This is a genomic window from Nocardioides limicola, from assembly GCF_016827675.1.
Lineage (GTDB): Bacteria > Actinomycetota > Actinomycetes > Propionibacteriales > Nocardioidaceae > Nocardioides > Nocardioides limicola.
In genome coordinates, this window is sequence record NZ_JAERJA010000009.1 from 71,942 (window position 1) to 93,415 (window position 21,474).

Annotated in this window: 24 protein-coding genes and 2 pseudogenes; 15 read left to right on the plus strand and 11 right to left on the minus strand. The window is 68.5% G+C overall.

All coding sequences use genetic code 11. The annotated features are described in order from the left end of the window. The first annotated feature begins 32 nt into the window (after window positions 1-32). Window positions 33-572: a GNAT family N-acetyltransferase gene (locus JKG67_RS14640; RefSeq protein ID WP_203338073.1), complete on the plus strand. Its 540-nt coding sequence runs from the start codon at window positions 33-35 to the stop codon at window positions 570-572. Here the strand turns inward: JKG67_RS14640 and JKG67_RS14645 are convergent, their stop codons facing one another. The 4 genes from JKG67_RS14645 to JKG67_RS14660 all read right to left on the minus strand — a co-directional run bounded on the left by JKG67_RS14645 (window position 573) and on the right by JKG67_RS14660 (window position 3,784). Beyond that, window positions 573-1,754 carry a WD40 repeat domain-containing protein gene (locus JKG67_RS14645; RefSeq protein WP_203338074.1) on the minus strand — a complete coding sequence of 394 codons (1,182 nt, stop codon included), beginning with the start codon at window positions 1,752-1,754 and terminating at the stop codon, window positions 573-575. Window positions 1,755-1,905: 151 nt separating this feature from the next. Beyond that, window positions 1,906-2,406: a DUF4919 domain-containing protein gene (locus JKG67_RS14650; protein WP_203338075.1), complete on the minus strand. Its 501-nt coding sequence runs from the start codon at window positions 2,404-2,406 to the stop codon at window positions 1,906-1,908. Continuing rightward, on the minus strand, window positions 2,403-3,440 hold the full coding sequence (locus JKG67_RS14655; protein ID WP_203338076.1) for a M48 family metallopeptidase: 1,038 nt from the start codon (window positions 3,438-3,440) through the stop codon (window positions 2,403-2,405). The genes JKG67_RS14650 and JKG67_RS14655 overlap by 4 nt, the downstream gene beginning before the upstream one ends. Further along, on the minus strand, window positions 3,440-3,784 hold the full coding sequence (locus JKG67_RS14660) for a hypothetical protein (protein ID WP_203338077.1): 345 nt from the start codon (window positions 3,782-3,784) through the stop codon (window positions 3,440-3,442). Before JKG67_RS14660 ends, JKG67_RS14655 begins: the two co-directional genes overlap by 1 nt. Window positions 3,785-3,924: 140 nt before the next feature. Here JKG67_RS14660 and lepA point away from each other — a divergent pair, with 140 nt between their 5' ends. The 3 genes from lepA (at window position 3,925) to JKG67_RS14675 (ending at window position 7,233) form a co-directional block, all read left to right on the plus strand. Further along, entirely contained in the window at window positions 3,925-5,796 is a 1,872-nt protein-coding gene (gene lepA, locus JKG67_RS14665) for a translation elongation factor 4 (RefSeq protein WP_203338078.1), read from the plus strand. A 5-nt stretch (window positions 5,797-5,801) separates the two neighbouring features. Beyond that, window positions 5,802-6,449: an MOSC domain-containing protein gene (locus JKG67_RS14670; protein WP_203338079.1), complete on the plus strand. Its 648-nt coding sequence runs from the start codon at window positions 5,802-5,804 to the stop codon at window positions 6,447-6,449. A 376-nt stretch (window positions 6,450-6,825) separates the two neighbouring features. After that, on the plus strand, window positions 6,826-7,233 hold the full coding sequence (locus tag JKG67_RS14675) for a hypothetical protein (RefSeq protein WP_203338080.1): 408 nt from the start codon (window positions 6,826-6,828) through the stop codon (window positions 7,231-7,233). Window positions 7,234-7,600: 367 nt separating this feature from the next. Here JKG67_RS14675 and JKG67_RS14680 read toward each other — a convergent pair whose 3' ends face one another. Together JKG67_RS14680 and JKG67_RS14685 are read right to left on the minus strand one after the other, a co-directional pair. Beyond that, on the minus strand, window positions 7,601-8,110 hold the full coding sequence (locus JKG67_RS14680) for a YbjQ family protein (RefSeq protein ID WP_203338081.1): 510 nt from the start codon (window positions 8,108-8,110) through the stop codon (window positions 7,601-7,603). Beyond that, entirely contained in the window at window positions 8,110-8,430 is a 321-nt protein-coding gene (locus JKG67_RS14685; protein WP_238998496.1) for a YbjQ family protein, read from the minus strand. Before JKG67_RS14685 ends, JKG67_RS14680 begins: the two co-directional genes overlap by 1 nt. A gap of 160 nt (window positions 8,431-8,590) precedes the next feature. Here JKG67_RS14685 and JKG67_RS14690 point away from each other — a divergent pair, with 160 nt between their 5' ends. From JKG67_RS14690 to JKG67_RS14700, 3 genes are all read left to right on the plus strand, one after another. Beyond that, entirely contained in the window at window positions 8,591-10,411 is a 1,821-nt protein-coding gene (locus tag JKG67_RS14690; RefSeq protein ID WP_203338082.1) for an AMP-dependent synthetase/ligase, read from the plus strand. Beyond that, complete coding sequence (gene hemW / locus JKG67_RS14695; RefSeq protein ID WP_203338083.1) at window positions 10,408-11,616, plus strand: radical SAM family heme chaperone HemW; 1,209 nt, start codon at window positions 10,408-10,410, stop codon at window positions 11,614-11,616. Before JKG67_RS14690 ends, hemW begins: the two co-directional genes overlap by 4 nt. Window positions 11,617-11,677: 61 nt before the next feature. Then, window positions 11,678-11,974 (plus strand): TM2 domain-containing protein, encoded by a 297-nt coding sequence (locus tag JKG67_RS14700; protein ID WP_203338084.1) that lies wholly within the window; start codon window positions 11,678-11,680, stop codon window positions 11,972-11,974. A gap of 14 nt (window positions 11,975-11,988) precedes the next feature. Here the strand turns inward: JKG67_RS14700 and JKG67_RS14705 are convergent, their stop codons facing one another. After that, the gene (locus JKG67_RS14705; protein WP_203338085.1) at window positions 11,989-12,831 is read right to left on the minus strand and encodes a DUF3097 domain-containing protein; all 843 of its coding nucleotides are present in this window, start codon (window positions 12,829-12,831) and stop codon (window positions 11,989-11,991) included. Between the two features lie 116 nt (window positions 12,832-12,947). Here JKG67_RS14705 and JKG67_RS14710 point away from each other — a divergent pair, with 116 nt between their 5' ends. Beyond that, window positions 12,948-13,535, plus strand: coding sequence for a PadR family transcriptional regulator (locus JKG67_RS14710; protein WP_203338086.1), 588 nt, complete (start codon window positions 12,948-12,950; stop codon window positions 13,533-13,535). Next, window positions 13,532-13,942 carry a DUF1707 SHOCT-like domain-containing protein gene (locus JKG67_RS14715; protein WP_203338087.1) on the plus strand — a complete coding sequence of 137 codons (411 nt, stop codon included), beginning with the start codon at window positions 13,532-13,534 and terminating at the stop codon, window positions 13,940-13,942. The genes JKG67_RS14710 and JKG67_RS14715 overlap by 4 nt, the downstream gene beginning before the upstream one ends. Here the strand turns inward: JKG67_RS14715 and JKG67_RS14720 are convergent. After that, window positions 13,903-14,718 carry an MBL fold metallo-hydrolase gene (locus JKG67_RS14720; RefSeq protein WP_203338088.1) on the minus strand — a complete coding sequence of 272 codons (816 nt, stop codon included), beginning with the start codon at window positions 14,716-14,718 and terminating at the stop codon, window positions 13,903-13,905. The genes JKG67_RS14715 and JKG67_RS14720 overlap by 40 nt on opposite strands. A 96-nt stretch (window positions 14,719-14,814) precedes the next feature. On the opposite strand from JKG67_RS14720, the gene hrcA reads away from it, so the two are divergent. The 4 genes from hrcA to JKG67_RS14740 all read left to right on the plus strand — a co-directional run bounded on the left by hrcA (window position 14,815) and on the right by JKG67_RS14740 (window position 18,487). Further along, entirely contained in the window at window positions 14,815-15,831 is a 1,017-nt protein-coding gene (gene hrcA / locus JKG67_RS14725; RefSeq protein WP_203338089.1) for a heat-inducible transcriptional repressor HrcA, read from the plus strand. Window positions 15,832-15,865: 34 nt separating this feature from the next. Continuing rightward, entirely contained in the window at window positions 15,866-17,020 is a 1,155-nt protein-coding gene (dnaJ, locus tag JKG67_RS14730) for a molecular chaperone DnaJ (protein WP_203338090.1), read from the plus strand. A 4-nt stretch (window positions 17,021-17,024) separates the two neighbouring features. Further along, window positions 17,025-17,765: a 16S rRNA (uracil(1498)-N(3))-methyltransferase gene (locus JKG67_RS14735; RefSeq protein ID WP_203338091.1), complete on the plus strand. Its 741-nt coding sequence runs from the start codon at window positions 17,025-17,027 to the stop codon at window positions 17,763-17,765. A 380-nt stretch (window positions 17,766-18,145) separates the two neighbouring features. Then, a complete protein-coding gene (locus JKG67_RS14740) occupies window positions 18,146-18,487 on the plus strand; it encodes a hypothetical protein (RefSeq protein ID WP_203338092.1) in 342 nt (113 codons plus the stop codon). A 31-nt stretch (window positions 18,488-18,518) separates the two neighbouring features. Here JKG67_RS14740 and JKG67_RS14745 read toward each other — a convergent pair. The 3 genes and pseudogenes from JKG67_RS14745 to JKG67_RS19255 all read right to left on the minus strand — a co-directional run. Continuing rightward, window positions 18,519-19,130 (minus strand): annotated as a pseudogene (locus JKG67_RS14745) (transposase); the annotation flags it as partial. 3 nt (window positions 19,131-19,133) lie between these two features. After that, window positions 19,134-19,277: pseudogene (locus JKG67_RS19305) on the minus strand (IS256 family transposase); the annotation flags it as partial. 731 nt (window positions 19,278-20,008) lie between these two features. Next, window positions 20,009-20,131, minus strand: coding sequence for a hypothetical protein (locus JKG67_RS19255; RefSeq protein ID WP_372442107.1), 123 nt, complete (start codon window positions 20,129-20,131; stop codon window positions 20,009-20,011). Between the two features lie 710 nt (window positions 20,132-20,841). Between JKG67_RS19255 and JKG67_RS14750 the strand changes: the two genes are divergently transcribed. Both JKG67_RS14750 and JKG67_RS14755 read left to right on the plus strand, forming a co-directional pair. After that, the gene (locus JKG67_RS14750; RefSeq protein ID WP_203338093.1) at window positions 20,842-21,066 is read left to right on the plus strand and encodes a hypothetical protein; all 225 of its coding nucleotides are present in this window, start codon (window positions 20,842-20,844) and stop codon (window positions 21,064-21,066) included. Window positions 21,067-21,295: 229 nt separating this feature from the next. Continuing rightward, window positions 21,296-21,448 carry a hypothetical protein gene (locus JKG67_RS14755; protein ID WP_203338094.1) on the plus strand — a complete coding sequence of 51 codons (153 nt, stop codon included), beginning with the start codon at window positions 21,296-21,298 and terminating at the stop codon, window positions 21,446-21,448. Window positions 21,449-21,474 lie beyond the last annotated feature (26 nt).

Below are 21,474 nucleotides of genomic sequence, written 5' to 3' on the forward strand. Positions count from 1 at the left end.
CCCCCACGTCGCCACAACGCGAGGATCGCACGATGGAGCAGGCCCACTTCATCGAGCCCGACGCACGCGTGCACCGCTCCTTCCTGGACGCGATGGACGAGTTCGCGGCCGAGGGGCGAGCCGGCGACAACTCGATGATCGGCGCCGAGATCGCCGAGTGGGCGCCCGGGTGGCAGGAGCCGGAGGTCTTCGAGGCCTACACCCGGCAACTGCGCGCCGATGCGCTGGAGGAGACGCCACGTGCGGCCGGCTGGGTGCCGTGCACCACGCTGTGGTGGGTCCAGGGGGACGACTACCTGGGCCGGCTGGCGATCCGCCATCGGCTCACCCGGCACCTGCGTGAGGTCGGCGGTCACATCGGGTACGACGTCCGGGCGAGCCGGCGCCGGGAGGGTCACGGTACGGCGATGCTCGCGGCAGCGCTTCCGGTGGCCGGGCAACTCGGCATCGCGCAGGCGCTGGTCACCTGCGATGTCGACAATGTGGCGTCGCGTCGCACCATCGAACGCAACGGCGGGGTGCTGGAGGACCAGTGCGGCAACAAACTCAGGTTCTGGGTCCGGACCCGGTGATCAGGGCAGATCGAGGGTCCGCACCTGCTCGCCGGTCGCGACGTCCCAGACGAGGATCGCGTCGGTGTGATCGTCACGGTCGAAGTCCGACGACACCGGGTAGTCGTCGAGTTCGGTGTACGCCGTGAGCAGCCAACCACCGTCGGCGGCGAAGCCCAGCGCGGTCGGTCGCTCGATGTGATTCAGGGGCGTCAACTCGGAACCGGCTTCCCAGTGCCAGAGGGCAGCGCCTTCGCGGTCCAGCATCGCCAGCACGGGCTGGTCGGGGCTGAAGGCCATCTGGGTGGGCTTCAGCCCCAGCCGCGGTCCCTGATAGCTGGGAGTGAAGCCGTCGGTCTCACGTAGGGCCAGTCGCCCACCCTCGTCGATGTGGGCGATCAGAGTGCCGTCCGGACTCCACTGCCAGGCCCCGCTTGCGCTGGGCAGACTCGAGGTGATCTCGAAGGACTCGGCGTCTCGGATCACGATGGCGCCTGCTTCGTCGAGATGAGCGAGCCAGCGGCCGTCCGGGCTCCAAGCGACGTCGCCGCCGCCGACGTGGTCCAAGGTCTCGACGGACCTGCCGCGGCGCGCATCGAGCACCGTCACCGAGGGGTCCGAGCCGCTCGTCGCCACCACCAGCCGTTCGCTGTTAGGGCTGAATGAGACCGAGGCCAGGGCCGGGGCATCGACCTTCGCGAGCCGCCGGCCGTCGGAGACTCGCCATAACTGGAGGGTGTCGTCCCAGCCGACGGTGGCCAGCGTGTTGCCATCGGGGCTGAACTGGATGGAAGTGATCGGCCCCGGAACGTCCATCACCTGTGTGTCATGGTGGCCGGCGAGGACAGCGCTGATGGTGAGGTCGGCGGCGTCAACGATGAGCACCTGGGCGTCGTCGCCCTTCGCGGCGAACCGGCTGCCGTCGGGACTCCACGCGACGGGCGGGAAGACCCGCAGTCGGTCCGAGGCGCCGGTGTCGGTGTCCCAGCGGCAGAGGCCGCCGCCGCAACCCGCCAGCAGGGTGCCGCCGGAGGGACTCAGCGCCATCGTCGTGGGCTGCAGCGGCCAGGACATGGTGCCCGGGTCGACCCCGTCGATCTCGGTCCCCAGTAGCGCCCGGTCGAAGCCGGGGGTGCTGCACCCGCCCAGGATCAGGGCGCTGCTGATCGCAGCCAGGAGGGCCGGTCGTCCCAACGTTGCCATCCGACTCCTTCCTGAACTGCTGCGCCGAGGCTGCCGGCGGGTGCGAACGTCGGCAGGTCCAGCCTCCCCGATCGCACCGCCAATCACCAGCGTCCGCCGCCAGAGTCGGGTCACGGTTCCCCACACCACCCTTCGTGTCACCATCGCCACGTCACCACAGTTCCGTCACGTCGAAGTGGTACGACGTCCCGTCGGTGCAGTCGTGCCGGTCGACGCGCCGACCGCCGACGTCGATCAACCGCTGACCGGTGGGTTGCCGGCCCAGCGCCTGCAGCACGTCGTACTCGTCGCTCAGCCGGAGCACCGACCAGGGTGACTCTGCGGACCCGTCCCCGGAGCTCAGGATGCTCTGCAATGCCGCTTGGGCCAATCCGGCCTCCCGCTGCGCGGCGTTGTCGTCGCCGGTGCGGCGGTGTGCCTCGGCGAGTGCGGCATGCACGGCTGGGCTGAAGAACGCCCCCGGCATCAGCCGTTGCAGGGTCTCGATCAGTTCCGGATAGGCGCCGGCCTCCAGCAGCGGGGCCACCACCTTGGCGGGCACCAGGTCCCGCTGGAAGTTCGGACTGGCTCGCACCGCGCTCCGCAGTCGGGACAGGCTGCTCGGGTCCGGGGCTGCCTGGTAGTCGCGGACCAGGTCGCGCAGCGTGGTCATCGGGTCTCCTGCAGCAGTCGGTCGAGCTCGTCGACGGTGAGGTTGTTGAGGTAGTCGCGGCCGGCCTCACGTGCGTCCACCTCGACCGGCTGGTCCAGGTAGCCCTGGAAGTCCGTGCCGGAGCTGATGTAGTTGTCGAAGTTGTCCCGCCAGATCTCCGCCTGGCCCCGGCTGATCCCGGCCTCCTCATGACGGTCGAAGGGTTGATGGCCACGCAGCCAGTCCCAGAACCCCCGGTCCAGGTCGTTGACGGCGTCGTACTGCTGGCCGTGGCGCATCTCGTGGGCGACGGTGTGCAGGATCCGGGTGGTCTCCATGTTGTTGGGGTTGATCCCCACCTCGAAGCGGCCCTGACTCCAGTAGCCGTTGCCGGTCATCGTGGGGTCGAAGTTGATGGTGGGCATGTCCAGACCCAGTTCCTCGGCCAGCTCCTCGATGATCTGGGTGATCACCGCCATCTTCTCCTCGTCGGAGAGCTTCGACCACGCGTACTCGACGTCGGGGCTGCCCTGGCCGTATTCGCTCACATTGTCGTCGCGGAACGGGATCGTGGCGAGCAATGCGGAGTCGATCGCTACCGCCGTCAGCATGATCGACTCCACCTCGAAGGCGATCTGGCCAGCCAGTCGGGCACGTTCTCTGGTCCACTCCATCGCCTCGAACGAGGACTCGAAGGTGGGCGGCGTCACGGTGCTGGTGACGCTGCCGTCGTCGCCGATCCGGAACCCGTTGGCTCTGGCCTGCCCGTCGGCGGCCTCGACGTCGCGGCGCAGTGCGGTGATCGACGTCTCCGCCTCGAACAGGCCCCTGACCAGGGTCCGGCCCGCCGCGACCCGCGACTCCATCTGCGCCACCAGGACGGCCTGCCGAGTCTTGGCGAACATGCTCGAGAAGCCGGTCCAACCCTCGGGCACCGCCAGCGTCTCGACGTCGTCCTTGCTGGCCTCCAGGGTGTCCAACGCCGATTTGAGGCCCTCGCCCGCTGCCCCGAGCGGCGCCGCGTCCCAGCGTCGTACGTCACCGAAGGTGTACATCAGTTGTCACCCCCGCCCGCGCCGCCCAACTGTTCCTCCACGTGTTCGTCGGTGCTGGAGAAGTCGTTGCTCTGATCGCCGAGGGAGGCTGCGAACGCCTCGGCTGCGTCACTCCAGGCCTCGATGTCGGCCTGCCATTCCGGCGCCATCGCGGTCAGCGTGCTCGCCGACGTCGACTCCGGCATGGCTGCGGCCGCGTCATTCAGATGGGCGGCCCCGTGCGCAGTCCGCGCGTCCGTCGCCGCTTGCAGCACGGCCTCCGAGGCCGCCGTGAGATCAGCGGGGACCACGTCGAATCCCGACACCTGCAACTCCTCCCGAGTCGGTTGCTTGCTCTCAGTCATACCCAATCGGGCCAACCTCAAACCTCGAGCCGTCCCGTGGGTTCACCGGGTGCCCACCGTGCGTGGGAGGATGGGCCCTCGACCGGCGTACGCCGGGCAGAGCCACCCAGGACCGCCGCCCCAGCACCCGAAAGCGCCACGTGAGCACGCAGAACCCTCCCCAGCCCGGCCACACCGATCCCGCGATCATCCGCAACTTCTGCATCATCGCGCACATCGACCACGGCAAGTCCACGCTCGCCGACCGGATGCTGCAACTGACCGGCGTCGTCGACGAGCGGGCCGCCCGGGCGCAGTACCTGGACCGGATGGACATCGAGCGTGAGCGCGGCATCACCATCAAGTCCCAGGCCGTCCGGATGCCGTGGACGGTCCCGGCTGGCAACGAGCAGGGCGCCGAGCCGGGCACCTACGTGCTGAACATGATCGACACCCCCGGCCACGTGGACTTCACCTATGAGGTGTCCCGGTCGCTGCAGGCCTGCGAGGCGGCCGTGCTGCTCGTCGACGCCGCCCAGGGGATCGAGGCGCAGACGCTGGCCAACCTCTATCTGGCGATGGACGCCGACCTGCACATCATCCCGGTGCTCAACAAGATCGACCTGCCCAGCGCGAACCCGGAGAAGTACGCCGCCGAGTTGGCCAACCTGGTCGGCTGTGACCCCGAGGACGTGCTGCTCACCTCGGCGAAGACCGGCCTGGGCGTCGACGCGCTGCTCAACGAGATCGTCACCCAGACCCCGGCCCCGGTCGGCGACGCCGACGCCCCGGCCCGGGCGCTGATCTTCGACTCGGTCTATGACACCTACCGCGGCGTGGTCACCTATGTCCGGGTGTTCGACGGGTCGCTGAAGCACCGGGACCGGATCAAGATGATGTCGAGCGGTGCCGTGCACGAGATGCTCGAGGTGGGTGTGATCAGCCCAGAACCGCTCAAGGCCGGTGAGCTCGGCGTGGGGGAGACCGGCTACCTGATCACCGGGGTGAAGGATGTGCGCCAGTCGCGGGTCGGTGACACGGTCACCAGCCAGTACCACGGCGCGATCGAGCCGCTCGGCGGCTACGACCACCCGACGCCGATGGTGTACGCCGGGCTCTACCCGATCGACGGCGACCAGTACCCCGAACTGCGCGACGCGCTGGAGAAGCTGCAGCTCAACGACGCCTCGCTGGCGTATGAGCCGGAGACCTCCGGCGCTCTGGGCTTCGGGTTCCGGTGTGGCTTCCTCGGCCTGCTGCACATGGAGATCACCCGGGAGCGGCTGGAGCGCGAGTTCAACCTCGACCTCATCTCGACGGCACCCAACGTGGTCTACGAGGTGGTGATGGAGGACGGCTCCGAGCACACGGTGACCAATCCGAGCGAGTACCCCGACGGCAAGATCGCCGAGGTCCGTGAGCCGGTCGTCAAGGCCACCGTCCTCAGCCCCTCGGACTACATCGGCACCATCATGGAGCTCTGTCAGTCCAAGCGCGGCACCCTGCTGGGCATGGACTATCTCTCCGAGGATCGGGTCGAGATGCGGTACACGCTGCCGATGGGCGAGATCGCGTTCGACTTCTTCGACCTGCTCAAGTCCAAGACCAAGGGCTACGCCTCGCTCAACTACGAGCGCTCCGGCGACCAGGCCGCCGACCTGGTCAAGGTGGACATCCTGCTCCAGGGCGAGCCGGTGGACGCCTTCTCGGCGATCATCCACCGCGACGGGGCGTACTCCTACGGCGTGATGATGGCCGGCAAGCTGAAGGACCTCATCCCGCGGCAGCAGTTCGAGGTGCCGATCCAGGCGGCCATCGGCGCCCGGGTGATCGCCCGGGAGAACATCCGCGCCATCCGCAAGGACGTGCTCGCCAAGTGCTACGGCGGCGACATCAGCCGCAAGCGCAAGCTGCTGGAGAAGCAGAAGGAGGGCAAGAAGCGGATGAAGATGGTCGGCCGCGTCGAGGTCCCCCAGGAGGCGTTCGTGGCCGCGCTCTCCACCACTCAGTCGGCCGAGAAGCCGAAGAAGTAGCCACGATGGCGCGCGTGGTAGCGGTCAACGTTGCGACCCCGGAGTACGTCGGCTGGGCCTCGGCCGAGCACACCTCGATCGGCAAGCGGACGGTGAGCGGGTCGGTGGAAGTGACTGCGCTGGGGCTGTCCGGCGACGAGGTCGCGGACGTCAAGCACCACGGCGGCACCGAGCAGGCTGTCTATGCCTTCGCCCGCGAGGACCTGGACTCCTGGGCGGGCGAACTCGGCGTACCGCTGCCCGACGGTGCCTTCGGGGAGAATCTGACCACCGAGGGCATCGACGTGAACGCGGCGATCGTGGGGGAGCGGTGGCGGATCGGGACTGTGGTGCTGGAGATCTCCACCGTGCGGATCCCGTGCCGCACCTTCGCCGACCACCTGGGCTCCCGGCTCGGCGCGGACAGCGCGGGCTGGGTGAAGCGCTTCACCCAGGCGGCGGCTCCGGGGCCGTACTTCCGAGTGCTGGAGCCTGGTGAACTGGCCGCCGGTGACCCGATCGAGGTCCTCCACCGTCCGACCCATGGTGTGAGCGTGGCGACGATGTTCGCGGCGCTGACCACCGAGCGACACCTGCTGCCGGAGTTGCTGGCGGTGTCCGACCTCAACCCCGTCGCCCGGGAACGTGTCGAGACGTTCCTCGCCGGCTCCTGAGCGGCGACTGCGGCAGTGATGCGAACGTTTGGGGCGAGCCTCGTTTGGTTCTTGGTTTTTGTGGTCCGCGGCGTCCTCTTGTGGGTTGTGCTCCCGGTGGCGGCAGTTGGCTGGTTGCTCGCTTTCCTCCCACTCGTGGTCGTCCGTCTCGTCACAGGCAGAACTGTCCCGCTGCGTCCCGGGTTCTACCTGGCATCGGGGACCGCGACTCTCGATGCGGCGCTGTCGCGCACCCTGCTGAGGTGGGCGGGGACACCCTTGCCGTGGCCGTGGCAGTCACCACCCCGCCGAGGCGATGGCACCGGCATTTTCGACGCCTTGTGAGTGCTGGAAAGTCGAGCTCCGTACGGTCACGAGCTGCTGGAGCTGTGCCAGCATGACTAAACGCTCGGGTGGACGCTATCGCGGCGAACCCGCCGACCCCTATCCGTCTCGTTCCTTCTTGCGGGACCTCTGGGAGGAGCCCCGACTGCCCGCGCTCGTTGTCCTCGTCTGTGCGGGCGCGTCAATCTGGAGCATCTGGTTGGTCGTCGAGGCGCGGACGCTGATGGCGGCGGCTACTGCATCGGTGGTTCTGCTGGGAGTTGTCCTGCTGGCAGTCTCGTACACGGTGTACTTCCGGCCGAGATTGTTGAAAGGGACTTGGTGGGAGGCCACGGCGACGCGGCGACTGTGTCGCGTCGTACTCGCACGGGCCTGGATGGTCATCATGGCCGCGCTGATTGTGGGCGCTTTCGTCGTGCTCGGGCTCGACCGGTTGGGTCTGCTGCACGGTCGCTCCTGAACCTGTCGGATGCGATAGTTTGGCCCGCTCAGGGTTCAAGGAGATGGCTGTGACGATCAACGGTTTGCCAGTCTGGTTCTACTGGGCTCTTAGCCTCACGCTCAGTGTGGGGCTCATGATGTGGATTCTCCCTCCTAGTTCCGTCCTCGAGGGCTTGGCCAAGTTCGTTGTCGCCCTCGCTTTTGGTGCCGTGCTGGCGGCCGTATACGTACGCTGGCAGAGCGAGTGACTGGACTTTCGGCGCTGGCTCGGGACCTCCAAGGGCAGAGCCCCGTTGAGCGGTCTACTTCTCCAGACGCCTCGAAGCTTCTGGCGACACCCCCGTAGTCGGACTTCACCCGCGCTCCTCGTTCCCGGTGCTGCTCCCTCAGCGCTGCGGCGCCGGCAGCAATGCATTGCCGTAGGCGAGCAGTTCCAGCACCATCCGCTGGCTCCGTCCGCTGCCGCTGAACACCTCCGAGGTCTCGATCCGGACGTTGCTGACACCGGTGGCACCCAACTGCGCAGCGTGCTCCAGCATCCGCACCACCGCCAGCCGTCGGGCGATCTCGGCCTGCTCGGACATGGACTCGAGCTTGCCTCCGAAGAGATTGCGCCAGCTGCTGACGAAGCGGGACGGCGCATCCGCGGCGTACGCCACGCTGCCGAGTGCGAGGGCGGTGCCGCCGGGGTGCTCGGGCTGCTGGACGTTGCTGGTCAGCAGGTGCGCGAGTCGCGGCTCCTCGGCGGCCAGGTACTGCTGCACCCGCGTCCGTCGTTGGAAGCCGACCACGATGCCGTAGCCGAGGATCAGCAACGGAGACAGCACGATCAGCACGATGATCACCACGAAGATCAGCGCGAAGAGCGCCCCGAGCAGGCCGCCGGAGCCCTCCATCAGTCGTTCTCCAGCACCACGGCGGTGCCGTAGGCATACATCTCCGCAGCGCCCGCGGCGACCGATGCGGTGGTGAACCGGACGTTGACCACTGCGTTCGCGCCCAACTGCTGGGCGTGCGCGATCATCCGGGTGATCGCCTCGTTGCGGCTCTCGGTCAGAAGCTCCGTGTACGCCGTCAGCTCACCGCCGGCGAGGTTCTTGAAGCCGGACATGATGTCGCGGCCCAGATGCTTGGCGCGCACGGTGCTGCCCTGAACGAGTCCCAGGCTCCGGGCGATCCGGGCGCCGGGCACGGTCTCGGTGTTGGTGATGAACAACGTTCCTCCTGATGAAGTGAACGGCCCCCGTTGTGGAAGGGAAACCGCCCAGAATGTGGGGAGTCCCTACCGAGACCGCATGCAGGTGATCTAGGTTACTCATGTGTAGCAGGGCTTCTCGGCCAGTGGTCACACCAAGCAGACTGAGGAAGGCGACTCCATGCCGATCAACCACGATGCATCGTTCCTCGAGACGATGCCCAAGAACTTCGCACTCCAGTTCCTGGACCGAGTGCGCAAATCTCCAGGCAGTGAGGCCTACCGGTACCCCCGGGGCGAGAGTTGGGAGTCGGTCACCTGGCAGCAGGTCGGCGACCGGGTGAACAAGCTCGCCGGTGGTCTGATGGCGCTGGGCATCGAGCCCGAGCAGCGCGTCGCCATCGCGTCCGGCACCCGCTACGAGTGGGTCCTGGCCGACCTGGCGGTCATGTGCGCCGGCGCGGCCACCACGACGGTCTACCCGTCCACCAACGCCGAGGACACGGCGTACATCCTGAGCGACTCCGAGTCCCGGGTGGTCTTCGCCGAGGACAACACCCAGATCGCCAAGCTCAAGGAGCAGAAGGCCGAGCTCCCACATGTCTTCAAGGTGGTCACCTTCGACGGTGACACCGACGGCGACTGGATCATCGGCCTGGACGACCTGGCCAAGCTCGGCGAGGAGCACCTGGCCGCCAACCCGACCGCGATCGAGGACTCGGTCCAGGCGATCGGCCCCGACCAGCTCGCCACGCTGATCTACACCTCCGGCACCACCGGCAAGTCCAAGGGTGTCCGGCTGCCGCACCGCGCGTGGGTCTTCGAGGGTGAAGCGATCCGCTCGCAGAACATCCTCGACGAGACCGACCTGCAGTTCCTGTGGCTGCCGATGGCCCACTCGTTCGGCAAGGTGCTGCTCTCGGCGCAGCTCGCCTGCGGTTTCGCGACCGCCGTCGACGGCCGGGTCGAGAAGATCGTCGACAACCTGGGTGTCGTCAAGCCGACCTTCATGGGTGCCGCGCCCCGGATCTTCGAGAAGGCGCACGGCCGGATCGTCACCATGCAGGCGGCCGAGGGCGGCGTCAAGGAGAAGCTGTTCAAGAAGGCCTTCGAGGTCGGCTTGAAGGTCGACAAGCTCAAGCGTGAGGGCAAGCCGGTCCCGTTCCTGCTGGCCAAGCAGCACGGCCTCTTCGACAAGCTGGTCTTCAGCAAGGTCCGGGAGCGTTTCGGTGGTCGGGTCCGGTTCTTCATCTCCGGCTCCGCCGCGCTGAACCGGGAGATCGCCGAGTGGTTCCACGCCGCCGGCATCGTCATCCTCGAGGGTTACGGGATGACCGAGAACGCCGCCGGCGCCACGGTCAACCACCCCGACCAGTACAAGTTCGGTTCGGTGGGTGCCCCGTTCCCGGGCACCGAGGTGAAGATCGCCGAGGACGGCGAGGTGCTGCTGCGCGGCCCGCACATCATGGACGGCTATCACAACCGTCCTGAGGCGACCGAGGAGACTCTCGACGCCGACGGCTGGCTGCACACCGGTGACATCGGTGAGCTCGACTCCGACGGCTTCCTCAAGATCACCGACCGCAAGAAGGACCTGTTCAAGACCTCCGGCGGCAAGTACATCGCCCCCTCGGAGATCGAGTCCAAGTTCAAGGCGATCTGCCCCTACACCAGCCAGTTCCTGGTGGTCGGCAACGAGCGCAACTACTGCGTCGCGATGGTCACCCTCGACCCCGACCTGATCCAGGGTTGGGCCGACGAGAACGGGATGGGCAGCAAGTCCTACACCGAGATCGTCAGCTCCGAGCCGGTCAAGGCGATGGTCGCCGGCTATGTGGACGAGCTGAACGCCAAGCTCAACCGCTGGGAGACCATCAAGAAGCACGTGATCCTGGACCACGACCTCACCGTCGAGTCCGGTGAACTCACCCCCTCGATGAAGGTCAAGCGCAAGGTCGTCGAGGCGAACAACCAGGAGTTGCTCGACTCGCTCTACGCGTGAGCCCCTCGGCTCCGCCTCCGGGCGACCCGGCCCCGGCCGACGGTTCCCTGCCGGCCTCCGCACTCGCGGAGGCCGGCAGGGCCGCGTTCGGGGTCTATCTGCATGTCCCGTTCTGCACGGTGCGGTGCGGCTACTGCGACTTCAACACCTACACCGCCACCGAGCTCGGTGGCGGCGCCTCGCAGGCTTCCTACGCCGCCACCGCGATCGAGGAGATCAAGCTGGCCCGGCAGGTGCTCGGCCAGGCCGACCTGCCGGTGGCCACCGTCTTCGTCGGCGGCGGTACGCCGACCCTGCTGCCGGCCGGTGACCTGGCTGCGATGCTCGCCGCGATCGCAGGCGAGTTCGGACTCGCCCCCGGTGCTGAGGTGACCACCGAGGCCAACCCCGACAGTGTCACCCCCGCGAGTCTCACTGCCCTCGCCGCCGCCGGCTTCAGCCGCGTCTCCTTCGGGATGCAGTCCGCGGTGCCGCAGGTGCTGGCCACCCTGGACCGCACCCACGACCCTGCCCGGGTGCCGCAGGTGGTCGGCTGGGCCCGGGAGGCCGGACTCCAGGTCAGCCTGGACCTGATCTACGGCACCCCGGGGGAGTCGATGGCCGACTGGCAGGAGTCCGTGGATGCGGCTCTGGCCTGCGCGCCGGACCACATCTCGGCGTACTCGCTGATCGTCGAGGAGGGCACCGCCCTGGCCCGGCGGGTGAAGCGGGGCGAACTGCCGATGCCTGACGAGGACGACCTCGCCGACAAGTACCTGGCCGCCGACGACGCGTTCACCGGGGCCGGACTGGGCTGGTACGAGGTCTCCAACTGGGCCACCAGCGAGCAGACCCGCTGCCGCCACAACCTCAGTTACTGGCGGGGGGATCACTGGTGGGGGGTCGGGCCCGGCGCGCACTCACATTTCGGTGGGGTGCGCTGGTGGAACGTCCGCCACCCCACGGCGTACGCCGGCAGGCTGGCCGCCGGGCTCAGTCCGGCGCAGGCGCGGGAGGTCCTCGACGCAGAGACCCGCCGGGTGGAGCGGGTGCTGCTGGAGGTCCGGCTGGCCGAGGGGCTGGACGTGTCGTTGCTGGACGAGGCCGGCCGGCGCGCCGCGGACCGGATGGTGACCGATGGGTTGGTGGTGGCCGGCGACGAGCGGCTGGTGCTCACCCGACGTGGCCGACTGCTCGCCGACGCGGTGGTCCGGGACCTGCTCTGAGCCAACGCGAGGAGCCACCGGGAGGAGCCACCGCGACTCTGCCAACCACTAGGCTCCCGTCATGAGCTATCCGCCGCCCTCGGGGTACGGCCCGAACCCTGCCGCGCCGTACGGTGTGCACCCCGTCACCGGGGTGCCCTACTCGGACAAGTCCAAGATCATCGCGGGGCTGTTGCAGATCCTGGTGCCGTTGGGGATCGGCCGGATGTACATCGGCGACGTCGGGCTGGGCCTGGTCCAGTTGGCGGTCACGCTGGTCACCTGTGGGATCGGCGCGTTGTGGCCGTTCATCGACGGCATCCTGATCCTGGTCCAGGACACCCAGACCGACCCCCAGGGTCGCCCGCTCAGGTCCTGACGGGACGGTCTGGCTCAGGCGGTCACGAAGTCGATCAGTTCCTCGACCCGGCCGAGCAGTTCCGGCTCCAGGTCGGCGAAGCTGGTCACCTTGGACAGGATGTGCTGCCAGGCGCGGGCGATGTCGGCCTGATTGCGGTGCGGCCAGCCCAGGTGCTGACAGACCCCGACCTTCCACTCCAGGTGGCGGGGGATGGTGGGCCAGGCCTTCAGGCCCAGCCGGTCGGGCTTGACGGACTGCCACACGTCCACGAACGGGTGCCCGACCACCAGCACATGCTGGCCCATCGGCGAGGTGGCGATCCGGTGGGCGATCCTGCTCTCCTTGGAGCCGGGCACCAGGTGGTCCACCAATACGCCGGCCTTGCGGTTCGGCCCCGGTTTGAAGTCACGCAGGTCTTCGGACAGGTCGTCGATGCCGCCGAGGTACTCCACCACCACGCCTTCGACGCGCAGGTCGTCGCCCCACACCTTCTCGACCAGTTCCGCGTCGTGGCGGCCCTCCACGAAGATCCGACTCGCGCGGGCGACCTTGGCCTTCGCCTCATGGACGGCCACCGAGCCCGATGCTGTGCGGCTGGGTTTGGCCGGAGCCTGACGGTGCACGGGGGCGGTGAGGATCACCGGCTTGCCCTCCAGCAGGAAGCCCGGCCCGAGCGGGAAGGTACGCCGTTTCTCGCGGCGGTCCTCCAGGGTCACCGTGTGCAGGTCCCGATCCACCGCGACGATCTCGCCGCACCAGTCGGTGGTGACCTCCTCGACCACCAGGCCGCGGTCAGCGGGGTGTTCGACCGCACGCCCGCGCTTGGGCACGTTCCAATCGCCGGCGAGCACGTCTGATCCGTATCGGTCCCTCACGCCGAGCGAGGTTAGTGCGCCGTCGGCCTTCCGTGCGGGTGCCGCGCCGAAGCCTTGCGAGGCGACCAGTCGCGATATATCGTGACTGTGTCGCGAACGATCGTGGGAGGTAGTCGATGAACTGGCACGGAAACTGGCCGGCACCGGGGAACTGGGGCGGACCGCCCGGACCCCCGCCGTGGGTGGCGGAACTGGTCCGAAACTTCGGCGGCCCCGAGATGGGGCCGCGCGGGCGGGGTCCGAAGGTGCGCCGCGGGGACGTGCGTGCCGCGATCCTCGATGTGCTCTCGGTCGAGCCGATGAACGGCTACCAACTGATCCAGCAGATCAACGAGCGCAGCAACGGCGGCTGGAAGCCCAGCCCCGGCTCGGTCTACCCGACCATCCAGCAGCTCGAGGACGAGGGCCTGGTGGTCGGCATCGAGACCGATGGCCGCCGCACCCTCGACCTCACCGACGCCGGACGCGCCTACGTGCTCGATCACGCCGACGAACTCGCCGCGACCTGGCGACCGTTCACCGGCCCGGGGGAGAGCCCCGGCGAGCGGATCGGTGACCTGATGCCGGTCGTGGGTCAGGTGATGGGAGCGGTGTGGCAGGTGCTGGTCACCGGCACCGAGCAGCAGCGCGCCGAGGCGGCCGAGATCCTCGGGGAGACCCGGCGACGCCTCTACGGACTGCTGGCCGAGGGTGAGCCGGAATGAGCGGCAGCGACCACCTGCGGATCGGCGACGAGGAGCGGCGACAGGCGATCGAGGTCCTCGGCGAGCACTTCGCCGCCGGCCGACTGGACCGCGAGGAGTACGACGAGCGCTGCCGCTCCGTCTGGAACGCCCGCACCAACGCCGCCATCCGGCCGCTCTTCGCGGATCTGCCCGGGGCGCGGGCCGGTGTCCCGGTCCGAGCGCCGATGGCGAACCTTCCGCTGCGACCTCGCCAACCCCGCACCCGACTGCCGTTCATCCCGGTGCTGTTGCTGCTGATCGCGGCGGTGCTCATCACCGGTCACGGCTGGCTGATCCCGTTGGGGCTGGCCCTGTGGCTGCTGCTCAAACGCCCGGTGCCGCGCACTCAGGCGAGCGGCAACCGCCGCCCCATCGCCGGGAGTTGACGATAGCCGCGGCTGATCGCCTCGGCCAGCACCTCATCGGCGAACGGCCACTCGGCGGCCCGGAGCGCGTCGGCGGCGGAGACGCCCTGCCCGGCCAGATGCTCGATGGTGGCGGCGACCATGCCGATGTCACCTCGCTGGTCGCGCACGAAGTCACGGGTCACCGCAGCCCCATGGCCGGGCACCACCGTGGTGGCCGGACCGATCAACTGCAGCACCATGTCCAGGCTGCCCGGCCACTCCAGCGGGAAGCAGTCGTCCCCGTACGCCGGCGGGCCGGACTCCTCGACCAGGTCGCCGGCGAGCACCACGTCGGCGTCAGGGATCCGCAACACCGCATCGCCCGCGGTGTGTCCACGTCCCGGATGCACCACCTCGACCAACCGGTCGCCCAGATCGATCACCCGCACGGAAGAGAAGGTCGAGGTGGGCGCCGCGACATCGGCCAACTGTTCGGCCATCGGCCCTGCCTGGGCCTCGGACAGCTCCCGGGCCGCCTCGACGTGGCAGGTCACCTCGACGTCGGGGAATTCGGCCAGCACCGCGAGGTTGCCGCCGACGTGGTCGAAGTGCCAGTGCGTGTTCACCACCGCCACCACCGGGGTGGCACTGAGGCGGCGCACGTCCTCGAGCAGATCCTTGCCCTCGACCCGGTCCGCCCGGGTGTCCACCAGCAGCAGACCCGCCTCGCCGGCCACCACCGTGACGTTCACGTCGTACGGCTGGTAGCGCAGCATCCAGAGTCGCTCCGCCAGTTGCGTCACCTCGCCGATCACTCGATCAGCCTACGGTCACAGGTAGGATTGGCACTCGGAAGAGTTGAGTGCCAAGGTTGTCCGTCGGGCAGACCCAGGAATCGGAGGTGGACCACGGTGGTCGAGGACCGCAGGCTGGCCGTGCTGCGCGCGATCGTCGAGGACTACGTCGCCACCGAGGAGCCGGTCGGTTCCAAGGCCCTGGTCGACCGTCACTCCCTCGGAGTCTCACCGGCGACGGTCCGCAACGACATGGCCGCGCTGGAGGAGGAGGGGTACATCACCCAGCCGCACACCAGCGCCGGCCGGGTGCCCACCGACAAGGGGTACCGGCTCTTCGTTGACCGGCTCACCACACTGAAGCCGATGTCGGCAGCCGAGCGGCGCGCGATCTCGAACTTCCTCGACGGCGCCGTCGACCTCGACGACGTGGTGCAGCGCAGCGTCCGACTGCTCGCCCAACTGACCCGCCAGGTCGCGGTGATGCAGTACCCGACCCTGTCCCACTCGACGGTGCGGCACGTGGAACTCGTCGGACTCACCCCGACCCGGACGCTGCTGGTGCTGATCAGCTCCAACGGCCGCGTCGAACAGCGCTTCGTCGAGCACCCGGCCGAGGTCGACGACACCACGCTGGCCGACCTGCGCGCCCGGATCTCGGTGGCCGTCATCGGCCAACAGGCCGCGGGCGCGGCCACCGCGCTGAGCGGGCTCGCCGATCAGGTGCCACCGGGCCTGCGCACCACCCTCGAGCCGATCGCCGCCGCGTTGCAGGACGCGATGAGCGAGACCGAGGACCGGGTGGTGGTCGGCGGCACCGCGAACCTCGCCCACTTCGGCAGCGGCTTCGACACCACGATGCGCCCGATGCTGGAGGCCATGGAGGAGCACGTGGTGCTGCTCAAACTTCTCGGTGAGGCCTCCGGTGCCGGGGCGCTGACCGTGCGGATCGGCCACGAGGGCCCGGTCGAGGAACTCGCCGGCACCTCGGTGGTGGCCACCGGCTACGGCCCGGGCGACGATGCCCTGGCCGCTCTCGGCATCGTCGGACCGACCCGGATGGACTACCCCTCCACCATGGTCGCGGTCCGGGCGGTCGCCCGCTACGTCTCCCGCATCCTCGACGAGGCCTGAGCCAGGCCCAGGACGAACAGGACCAGACACACCCGTGAGCCAAGATCTCTACGCCCTGCTCGGTGTCGACCGCAGCGCCGACGCCGACGCCATCAAGAAGGCCTACCGCAAACTGGCGCGCCAGTTGCACCCGGACGTGAACCCGGACCCGGAGACCCAGGAACGCTTCAAGGAGGTGTCCCGGGCCTACGAGGTGCTCTCGGACCCGCAGAAGCGCGCGGCGTACGACCGGGGCGGCGACATCGGCGGCTTCGGTCAGGGTGCCGGCTTCTCGTTCACCGACATCATGGACGCCTTCTTCGGCGGCCAGGGTGGAGCCGCCGGTGGCCGCGGCCCGCGACCGCGGACCCGGCGGGGACAGGACGCGCTGATCCGTCTCGATGTCGAGCTGGCCGAGGCTGCCTTCGGCGTCACCCGCGAGCTCAAGGTCGACACCGCGGTGACCTGCACCCTGTGCCACGGCGAGGGCGCGGCCCCGGGCACCCGACCGGTCACCTGCGATACCTGCCACGGCGCCGGCGAGGTGGCGCACGTGCAGCGTTCGTTCCTCGGCGAGATCCGCACCCTGCGACCGTGCGCCGCATGCCGGGGCTACGGCACCCTCATCGCCGACCCGTGCCAGGAGTGCGCCGGTGACGGGCGGGTCCGGTCCCGGCGCACCATCACCGTGAAGATCCCGGCCGGCGTCGACGACGGCACCCGGGTTCAGTTGTCCGGCCAGGGCGAGGTCGGCCCCGGTGGTGGCCAGCCAGGCGACCTGTTCGTGGAGATCCACGTGGCGCCGCACCCGACCTTCCGCCGACACGGCTACGACCTGCAGTGCACCGTCTCGGTGCCGATGACCGCAGCCGCGCTGGGCACCACGCTGGAGCTGCCCACCCTGGAGGCGGACGTGGCGGGAGAGGAGTCCGAGCTGCCTCGGACCTTCACCATCGAGGTCCGGCCCGGCACCCAGTCCGGCACCGAGACCGTGCTGCGTGGTCAGGGTGTCCCGGCGCTGCGAGGCACTGGCCGCGGGGACCTGGTGGTGACCGTCCTGGTGGAGACTCCGACCCGGCTCGACGACCGGCAGGAGGAACTGCTCGCCGAGCTTGCCAAGCTGCGCGGCGAAGAGACGGTGGCCGGCCAGTTGCGACCTGCCCAGAAGTCGGTCTTCGGGCGCCTCCGCGACGCCTTCAACCCCCACTGAGCCGATGTCGCTTCCGGTGCACCTGGTGCCGAACCTGGCCCAGACGTCGGTCGGCGGCACCGTCGAGGTCGAGGGTGACGAGGCCCACCACGCGGTGGTGGTACGCCGGCTCGAGGTCGGGGAGCGGGTGGTGCTCACCGACGGGCGTGGTCGGAGTGTGACCGGGCCGATCACCAGCACCGGGAAGCGGCGGTTCACCGTCGAGGTCGCCGACCTGACCGATTCGCCGGCCCCCGCACCCGACGTCACCGTGGTCCAGGCTCTGCCCAAGGGCGACCGCGGCGAACGAGCCGTCGAGATGCTCACCGAGGTCGGGGTGGCCCGGATCGTGCCCTGGGCCGCCGAACGCTCGGTGGCGGTATGGCGCGGCGAGCGGGCCACGAAGGGTCACGCCAAGTGGACCGCCACCGCCCGGGAGGCCGCCAAGCAGGCCAGACGCGCCTGGTTCCCGGTGGTGGACGGGCTCACCGACACCACCGAGGTCGTGGAGTTGCTCGCAAGCGCCGACCTGGCCGTGGTGCTGCACGAGGACGGCGCGATCCCGATGGCTTCATTGACGGTCCCCGAGAGCGGCTCGATCGTGGTCGTGGTGGGCCCCGAGGGCGGTCTCGCCCCGGCCGAACTGGCTGCCTTCGCCGAGGTCGGCGTGGAGTCGGTCCACCTCGGCGCCGAGGTGCTGCGCACCTCCACCGCCGGAGTGGCCGCGGTCGCCGCCGTCCTCAGCCGGACCCGCCGCTGGGCTTAACCCCGGTCCCTTATGGCGGCGCCGACGGGGTGTCGCGGCGTGAGGTGACCCGGTGAGTGCCGGAGCGCATGGCGCTGGGCCGACTGGCGCTGCCGGGTTGCGGTTCTCCGGTCACACATGCCGTCGAACATCGCCGGACAGTGGTACTGGCGGATTGCTTGCATGATCAACCGTTGGTGCGGTTGACTGCGTTTGCTCGGGCGCGATTCCCGCGGCCCTTTCGGGTAGGAGATCCTCGTGGTTGGTCAGGCTCGGCGTCTTGAACAGCAGGGATCTGGTCGGTGACCCGACGTTTGATCGCATTCGCGACATCGCCGACGACGAGAGCCGTTGCGGTCCTGGTTTCGTGGGTAGTTGTGGGCCTAGTTTGGCATTTCGCGATGGCGGCGCTCCTCTGGAAGCTGGACTTCACTCACTCCGCGGCTCTGCTCGTGATGTCGGGGATCGGGATCGTGGTTTCCGCTCGGCTGCTGAAGGTCGAGGACGCTCTCAGGCACCTCGCCAAGATCGGCACCCTGAAGCTGCTCGTGGCGACAGCTCTGATCGGCGCATTCTCAGTAGGTGCCGGAAGTGCGCTGATCAGTTCCCTCAGTCTTTCGACTGACTCGCTCGCCCTCGTCGTCTTGTTCATCCTCCTTGGGATATTGCCGTTCGTGTTCGCGACACTCCTGGCAGGGCTTCGCGTCACGAGCGCGATCCTTCGAAAACTTCGCATGATCTAGTGGCGCGGATTTGAAGTTGTTGCAGGGCTCATCACGATCCAGGGTGTAGTTGCGGTCTGAAGCCGCTGGTCTTGAGCAACGATCTGGCGATGTAGTTGGTCAGGTTGCGGAACCCGAGCGCGGAGCCACGCAGGTGCTCGAGCCGCCCGTTGATCGCCTCCATCGGGCCATTGGACGTGCCGGGACGGTCGAAGTACGCGAGCACGTCGGCGGCCCGCTTCTTCAGGGTCCGCCCCAGGGTGGTGGTCTCGACCAGCGCCTTCGGTACGCCGCTGGTGATCGAGTCGATCAGATTGACCATCAGGTCACGGCCTTGGCGGTGGTCTTCGTGCCGGTAGGCGGCGATCATCCGCTGGTAGACGCCCCAGGACGCCTCGACCTCGACATGGGCGTCGTCGGCGAGCAGCGCCCGCAGCCTGTCGGCCTGTTTGTCGGTGAGCAGGTCGGCGCCGGTGTGCAGTGTGCGCCGCGACTTGTAGAGAGGGTCGTCTTTGAAGCCGGTGAACCCGTCCATCGCGTCCACCTCGACCGCACCGCGGAAGGCCTCGTCGCGTTCGGCGAGCCATGCCTTGAACGCCTGCTTGGAGCGGCCCTCGACTATGTCGAGCAGCCGCGCCGGACCAGTGCCGTCGCGGACCGGGGTGGGGGTCAACTCGGTCAACAGCCCACCTTCACCGGTCAGGGCCAGACCACGATCGGTGGCCGAAGCCACCAACTCCTCGGCGAGCCGGACCATGTCCGGCTCCCTGACCGCTGGCAACGCCGTACTCTCAGACTCATGCTCGCTCATGATGTGATGTTCGTTCGACCACGGACCCAGCCCGTGGCATCACGCCGATGCGCTTACACAAAATTCCTGACAGACCCCTCTACGACGCATTCTCCGGCAAGGTTACGGCGGTCATGCTGAAGTGCTGAGCCGTGTAGTAGGTACCTTTCGTAGCCGAGCTTGGCCTTGGTTCTTCACTTTGGGACTCTTGTTCCTATGTTCGTGGGCCTTGGAGAGGGGGGTATACCCCGAATGGTGGCTAATTATCCCGCTGGGGTGGTTTGTGGCGGCGGCGACAATGGCGTGGCAAGAAGGCAGGGACTCAAAGTTGGAGTGACACCTGCCGGCGTCGGAACTTGTCAAGGTGAATGAGGCCAGTGGGTGTCAGGCGGCGGCATGATCGGCCGGGTCGGCTGGCGCGGTGGGCTGGTTGATCCAGGCGTCCTGGGGCAGGTCGAGGATCTTGGTGTCGGTGGCGGTGCCGAACCGTTCGGGTGTCCCTGCTCGCGCTGCGGCGAGTGGCGGCGGATCGATGGACGGCGATGATGTAGCGGGAGTAGATGTCGATCATCACGTAGGCGTCGTAGTAGATCCCGCGGGCCGGTCCAGCCAGCTTGGTGACGTCCCATGTAGACCTGCCCAGGTCCGGTGGCCACCAGTTCGGGTACCGCCCGGGCGGGGTGTCGGGCCAGCCGGCGGCGTTCCTTGACCTGGCCGGCGTCGGCGAGGATCCGGTACATCGTGGAGACCGATCACAGGTAGGTCCGACTCTCCAGGAGCGTGGCGTAGACCTGTAGCGGCGGCTGGTCGACGAACTCGGTCGAGTCCAAGACCTCCAGCACCCGGGTCCGTTCGGCCAGGCTGAGCTTGTTCACCGGGGCCGCGCGGGGCGAGGCGTCGGTTGCGGGGGCCGGGTTCACGCGCCGGGTCGCGGTTGCCCGCGAGACACCGATCAACGCCGCCGCCCCGGGTGGTGAGGCTCGCGCCGCAGCCGAGCCAGCTCAGCCTGCTCCGCGGACGGCCGCCCGGGCTCCTTGCCCTCAAGCAGGCCCGCGTCGCGGAGCCGTCGCCATTCCGAGATCAGCAAGGAGTACAGAGCCCTCGCGGCGCAGGTACGCGCCGCCCTGCCCGACCTCGCATGCCGTCTCGCACTCGGTCAGGTGGTGGAGCTTCTGGGCCGGGGTGAATGACCGGCGCCGTGACGGGCCACCAGCCCGAGGAGAACTCATCGCCCCATCCTCGGCCATCTCGGCAGAGGTCAAAAGCCATCGTGCTGCTCATCGGTGATCGGTCCTTGATCTCGCCCTGCGTTAGGCGGACTTGCTATGAACCACTGGACTCAACTCACCCTGACACGCAGGGCCTCGCCAACACCCATGACCTGTGGGCCCTACCCGTTGATCTGCGCACCGGGTAGGGCCCACAGCCATCTCCCGACGTCTGGCGGCACTGCGCGCAGGAACGAACCTCCTTGCGCACCCGGGATGAGCCCGAACCGTCCCCGCCGAGGTCGGAACTTCCTCCGGCCCACCGGGCATTCTCCGGCGGCAGCACGTTCGCCGTCGGAGTGGACGAAGGACTAACCATGAACATCCAACAGTTCGTCACCCTGTTCCTCGCGGCTGAGGTCGCCATCCGCACCCTCGCTCTCATGTGCCACTACCTGGCGGAGAGGACCCCAGCGGAGATTGCGGAGGACGACCGCAGCACTCAGCCCCCGTCACCGCAGCCCTCCCGGATGCGGCACGCGTCCTCCTGGCTCACCCGCGCCTGCATGGTCCTCGACATCCTCAGCCGACTCCTCGGCTGAGGGGCCGGGCGACAGAGGCCCGGCGAAGGGCTGACCCTGCCGGGTCAGACAGCCCTCCCACCAGGTTCCTTGCTCCCAACGCCGCACATCGTTTCAGGCTCGCCGGCCCAGTCAAGGCCAAGGCATGTCCTCGCTGCGCTCGGAGCCTTGACTGGCCCGGCTCACCCGATGGGCGGCAGTTGTTGGGAGCAAGGGGCTCCCGAGGTCACCACCCCGCAGGAGGAACACCGTGAGCCTTACGGAGCCCATCGACCACAAGGCCACCCGACAGGCGATGACCGAGCAGGCCGCCGCCTTCATCGCCAACCTCGCGGGCTGGCCAGCCGCGATGGCAGCCCGCGCGCTGGCCACCCGGCCTACTCGCCGAACAACCAAGCGCTGATCGTGGCTCAACTATGGGCTCGGTTC

Bases quoted from the DNA above. Each gene is read 5' to 3' on its own strand.
- JKG67_RS14640 (WP_203338073.1), top strand. From the start codon at position 33: ATGGAGCAGGCCCACTTCATCGAGCCCGACGCACGCGTGCACCGCTCC.
- JKG67_RS14645 (WP_203338074.1), bottom strand. From the start codon at position 1,754: ATGGCAACGTTGGGACGACCGGCCCTCCTGGCTGCGATCAGCAGCGCC.
- JKG67_RS14650 (WP_203338075.1), bottom strand. From the start codon at position 2,406: ATGACCACGCTGCGCGACCTGGTCCGCGACTACCAGGCAGCCCCGGAC.
- JKG67_RS14655 (WP_203338076.1), bottom strand. From the start codon at position 3,440: ATGTACACCTTCGGTGACGTACGACGCTGGGACGCGGCGCCGCTCGGG.
- JKG67_RS14660 (WP_203338077.1), bottom strand. From the start codon at position 3,784: ATGACTGAGAGCAAGCAACCGACTCGGGAGGAGTTGCAGGTGTCGGGA.
- JKG67_RS14670 (WP_203338079.1), top strand. From the start codon at position 5,802: ATGGCGCGCGTGGTAGCGGTCAACGTTGCGACCCCGGAGTACGTCGGC.
- JKG67_RS14675 (WP_203338080.1), top strand. From the start codon at position 6,826: ATGACTAAACGCTCGGGTGGACGCTATCGCGGCGAACCCGCCGACCCC.
- JKG67_RS14680 (WP_203338081.1), bottom strand. From the start codon at position 8,110: ATGGAGGGCTCCGGCGGCCTGCTCGGGGCGCTCTTCGCGCTGATCTTC.
- JKG67_RS14690 (WP_203338082.1), top strand. From the start codon at position 8,591: ATGCCGATCAACCACGATGCATCGTTCCTCGAGACGATGCCCAAGAAC.
- JKG67_RS14700 (WP_203338084.1), top strand. From the start codon at position 11,678: ATGAGCTATCCGCCGCCCTCGGGGTACGGCCCGAACCCTGCCGCGCCG.
- JKG67_RS14710 (WP_203338086.1), top strand. From the start codon at position 12,948: ATGAACTGGCACGGAAACTGGCCGGCACCGGGGAACTGGGGCGGACCG.
- JKG67_RS14715 (WP_203338087.1), top strand. From the start codon at position 13,532: ATGAGCGGCAGCGACCACCTGCGGATCGGCGACGAGGAGCGGCGACAG.
- JKG67_RS14735 (WP_203338091.1), top strand. From the start codon at position 17,025: ATGTCGCTTCCGGTGCACCTGGTGCCGAACCTGGCCCAGACGTCGGTC.
- JKG67_RS14740 (WP_203338092.1), top strand. From the start codon at position 18,146: ATGGCGGCGCTCCTCTGGAAGCTGGACTTCACTCACTCCGCGGCTCTG.
- JKG67_RS14750 (WP_203338093.1), top strand. From the start codon at position 20,842: ATGAACATCCAACAGTTCGTCACCCTGTTCCTCGCGGCTGAGGTCGCC.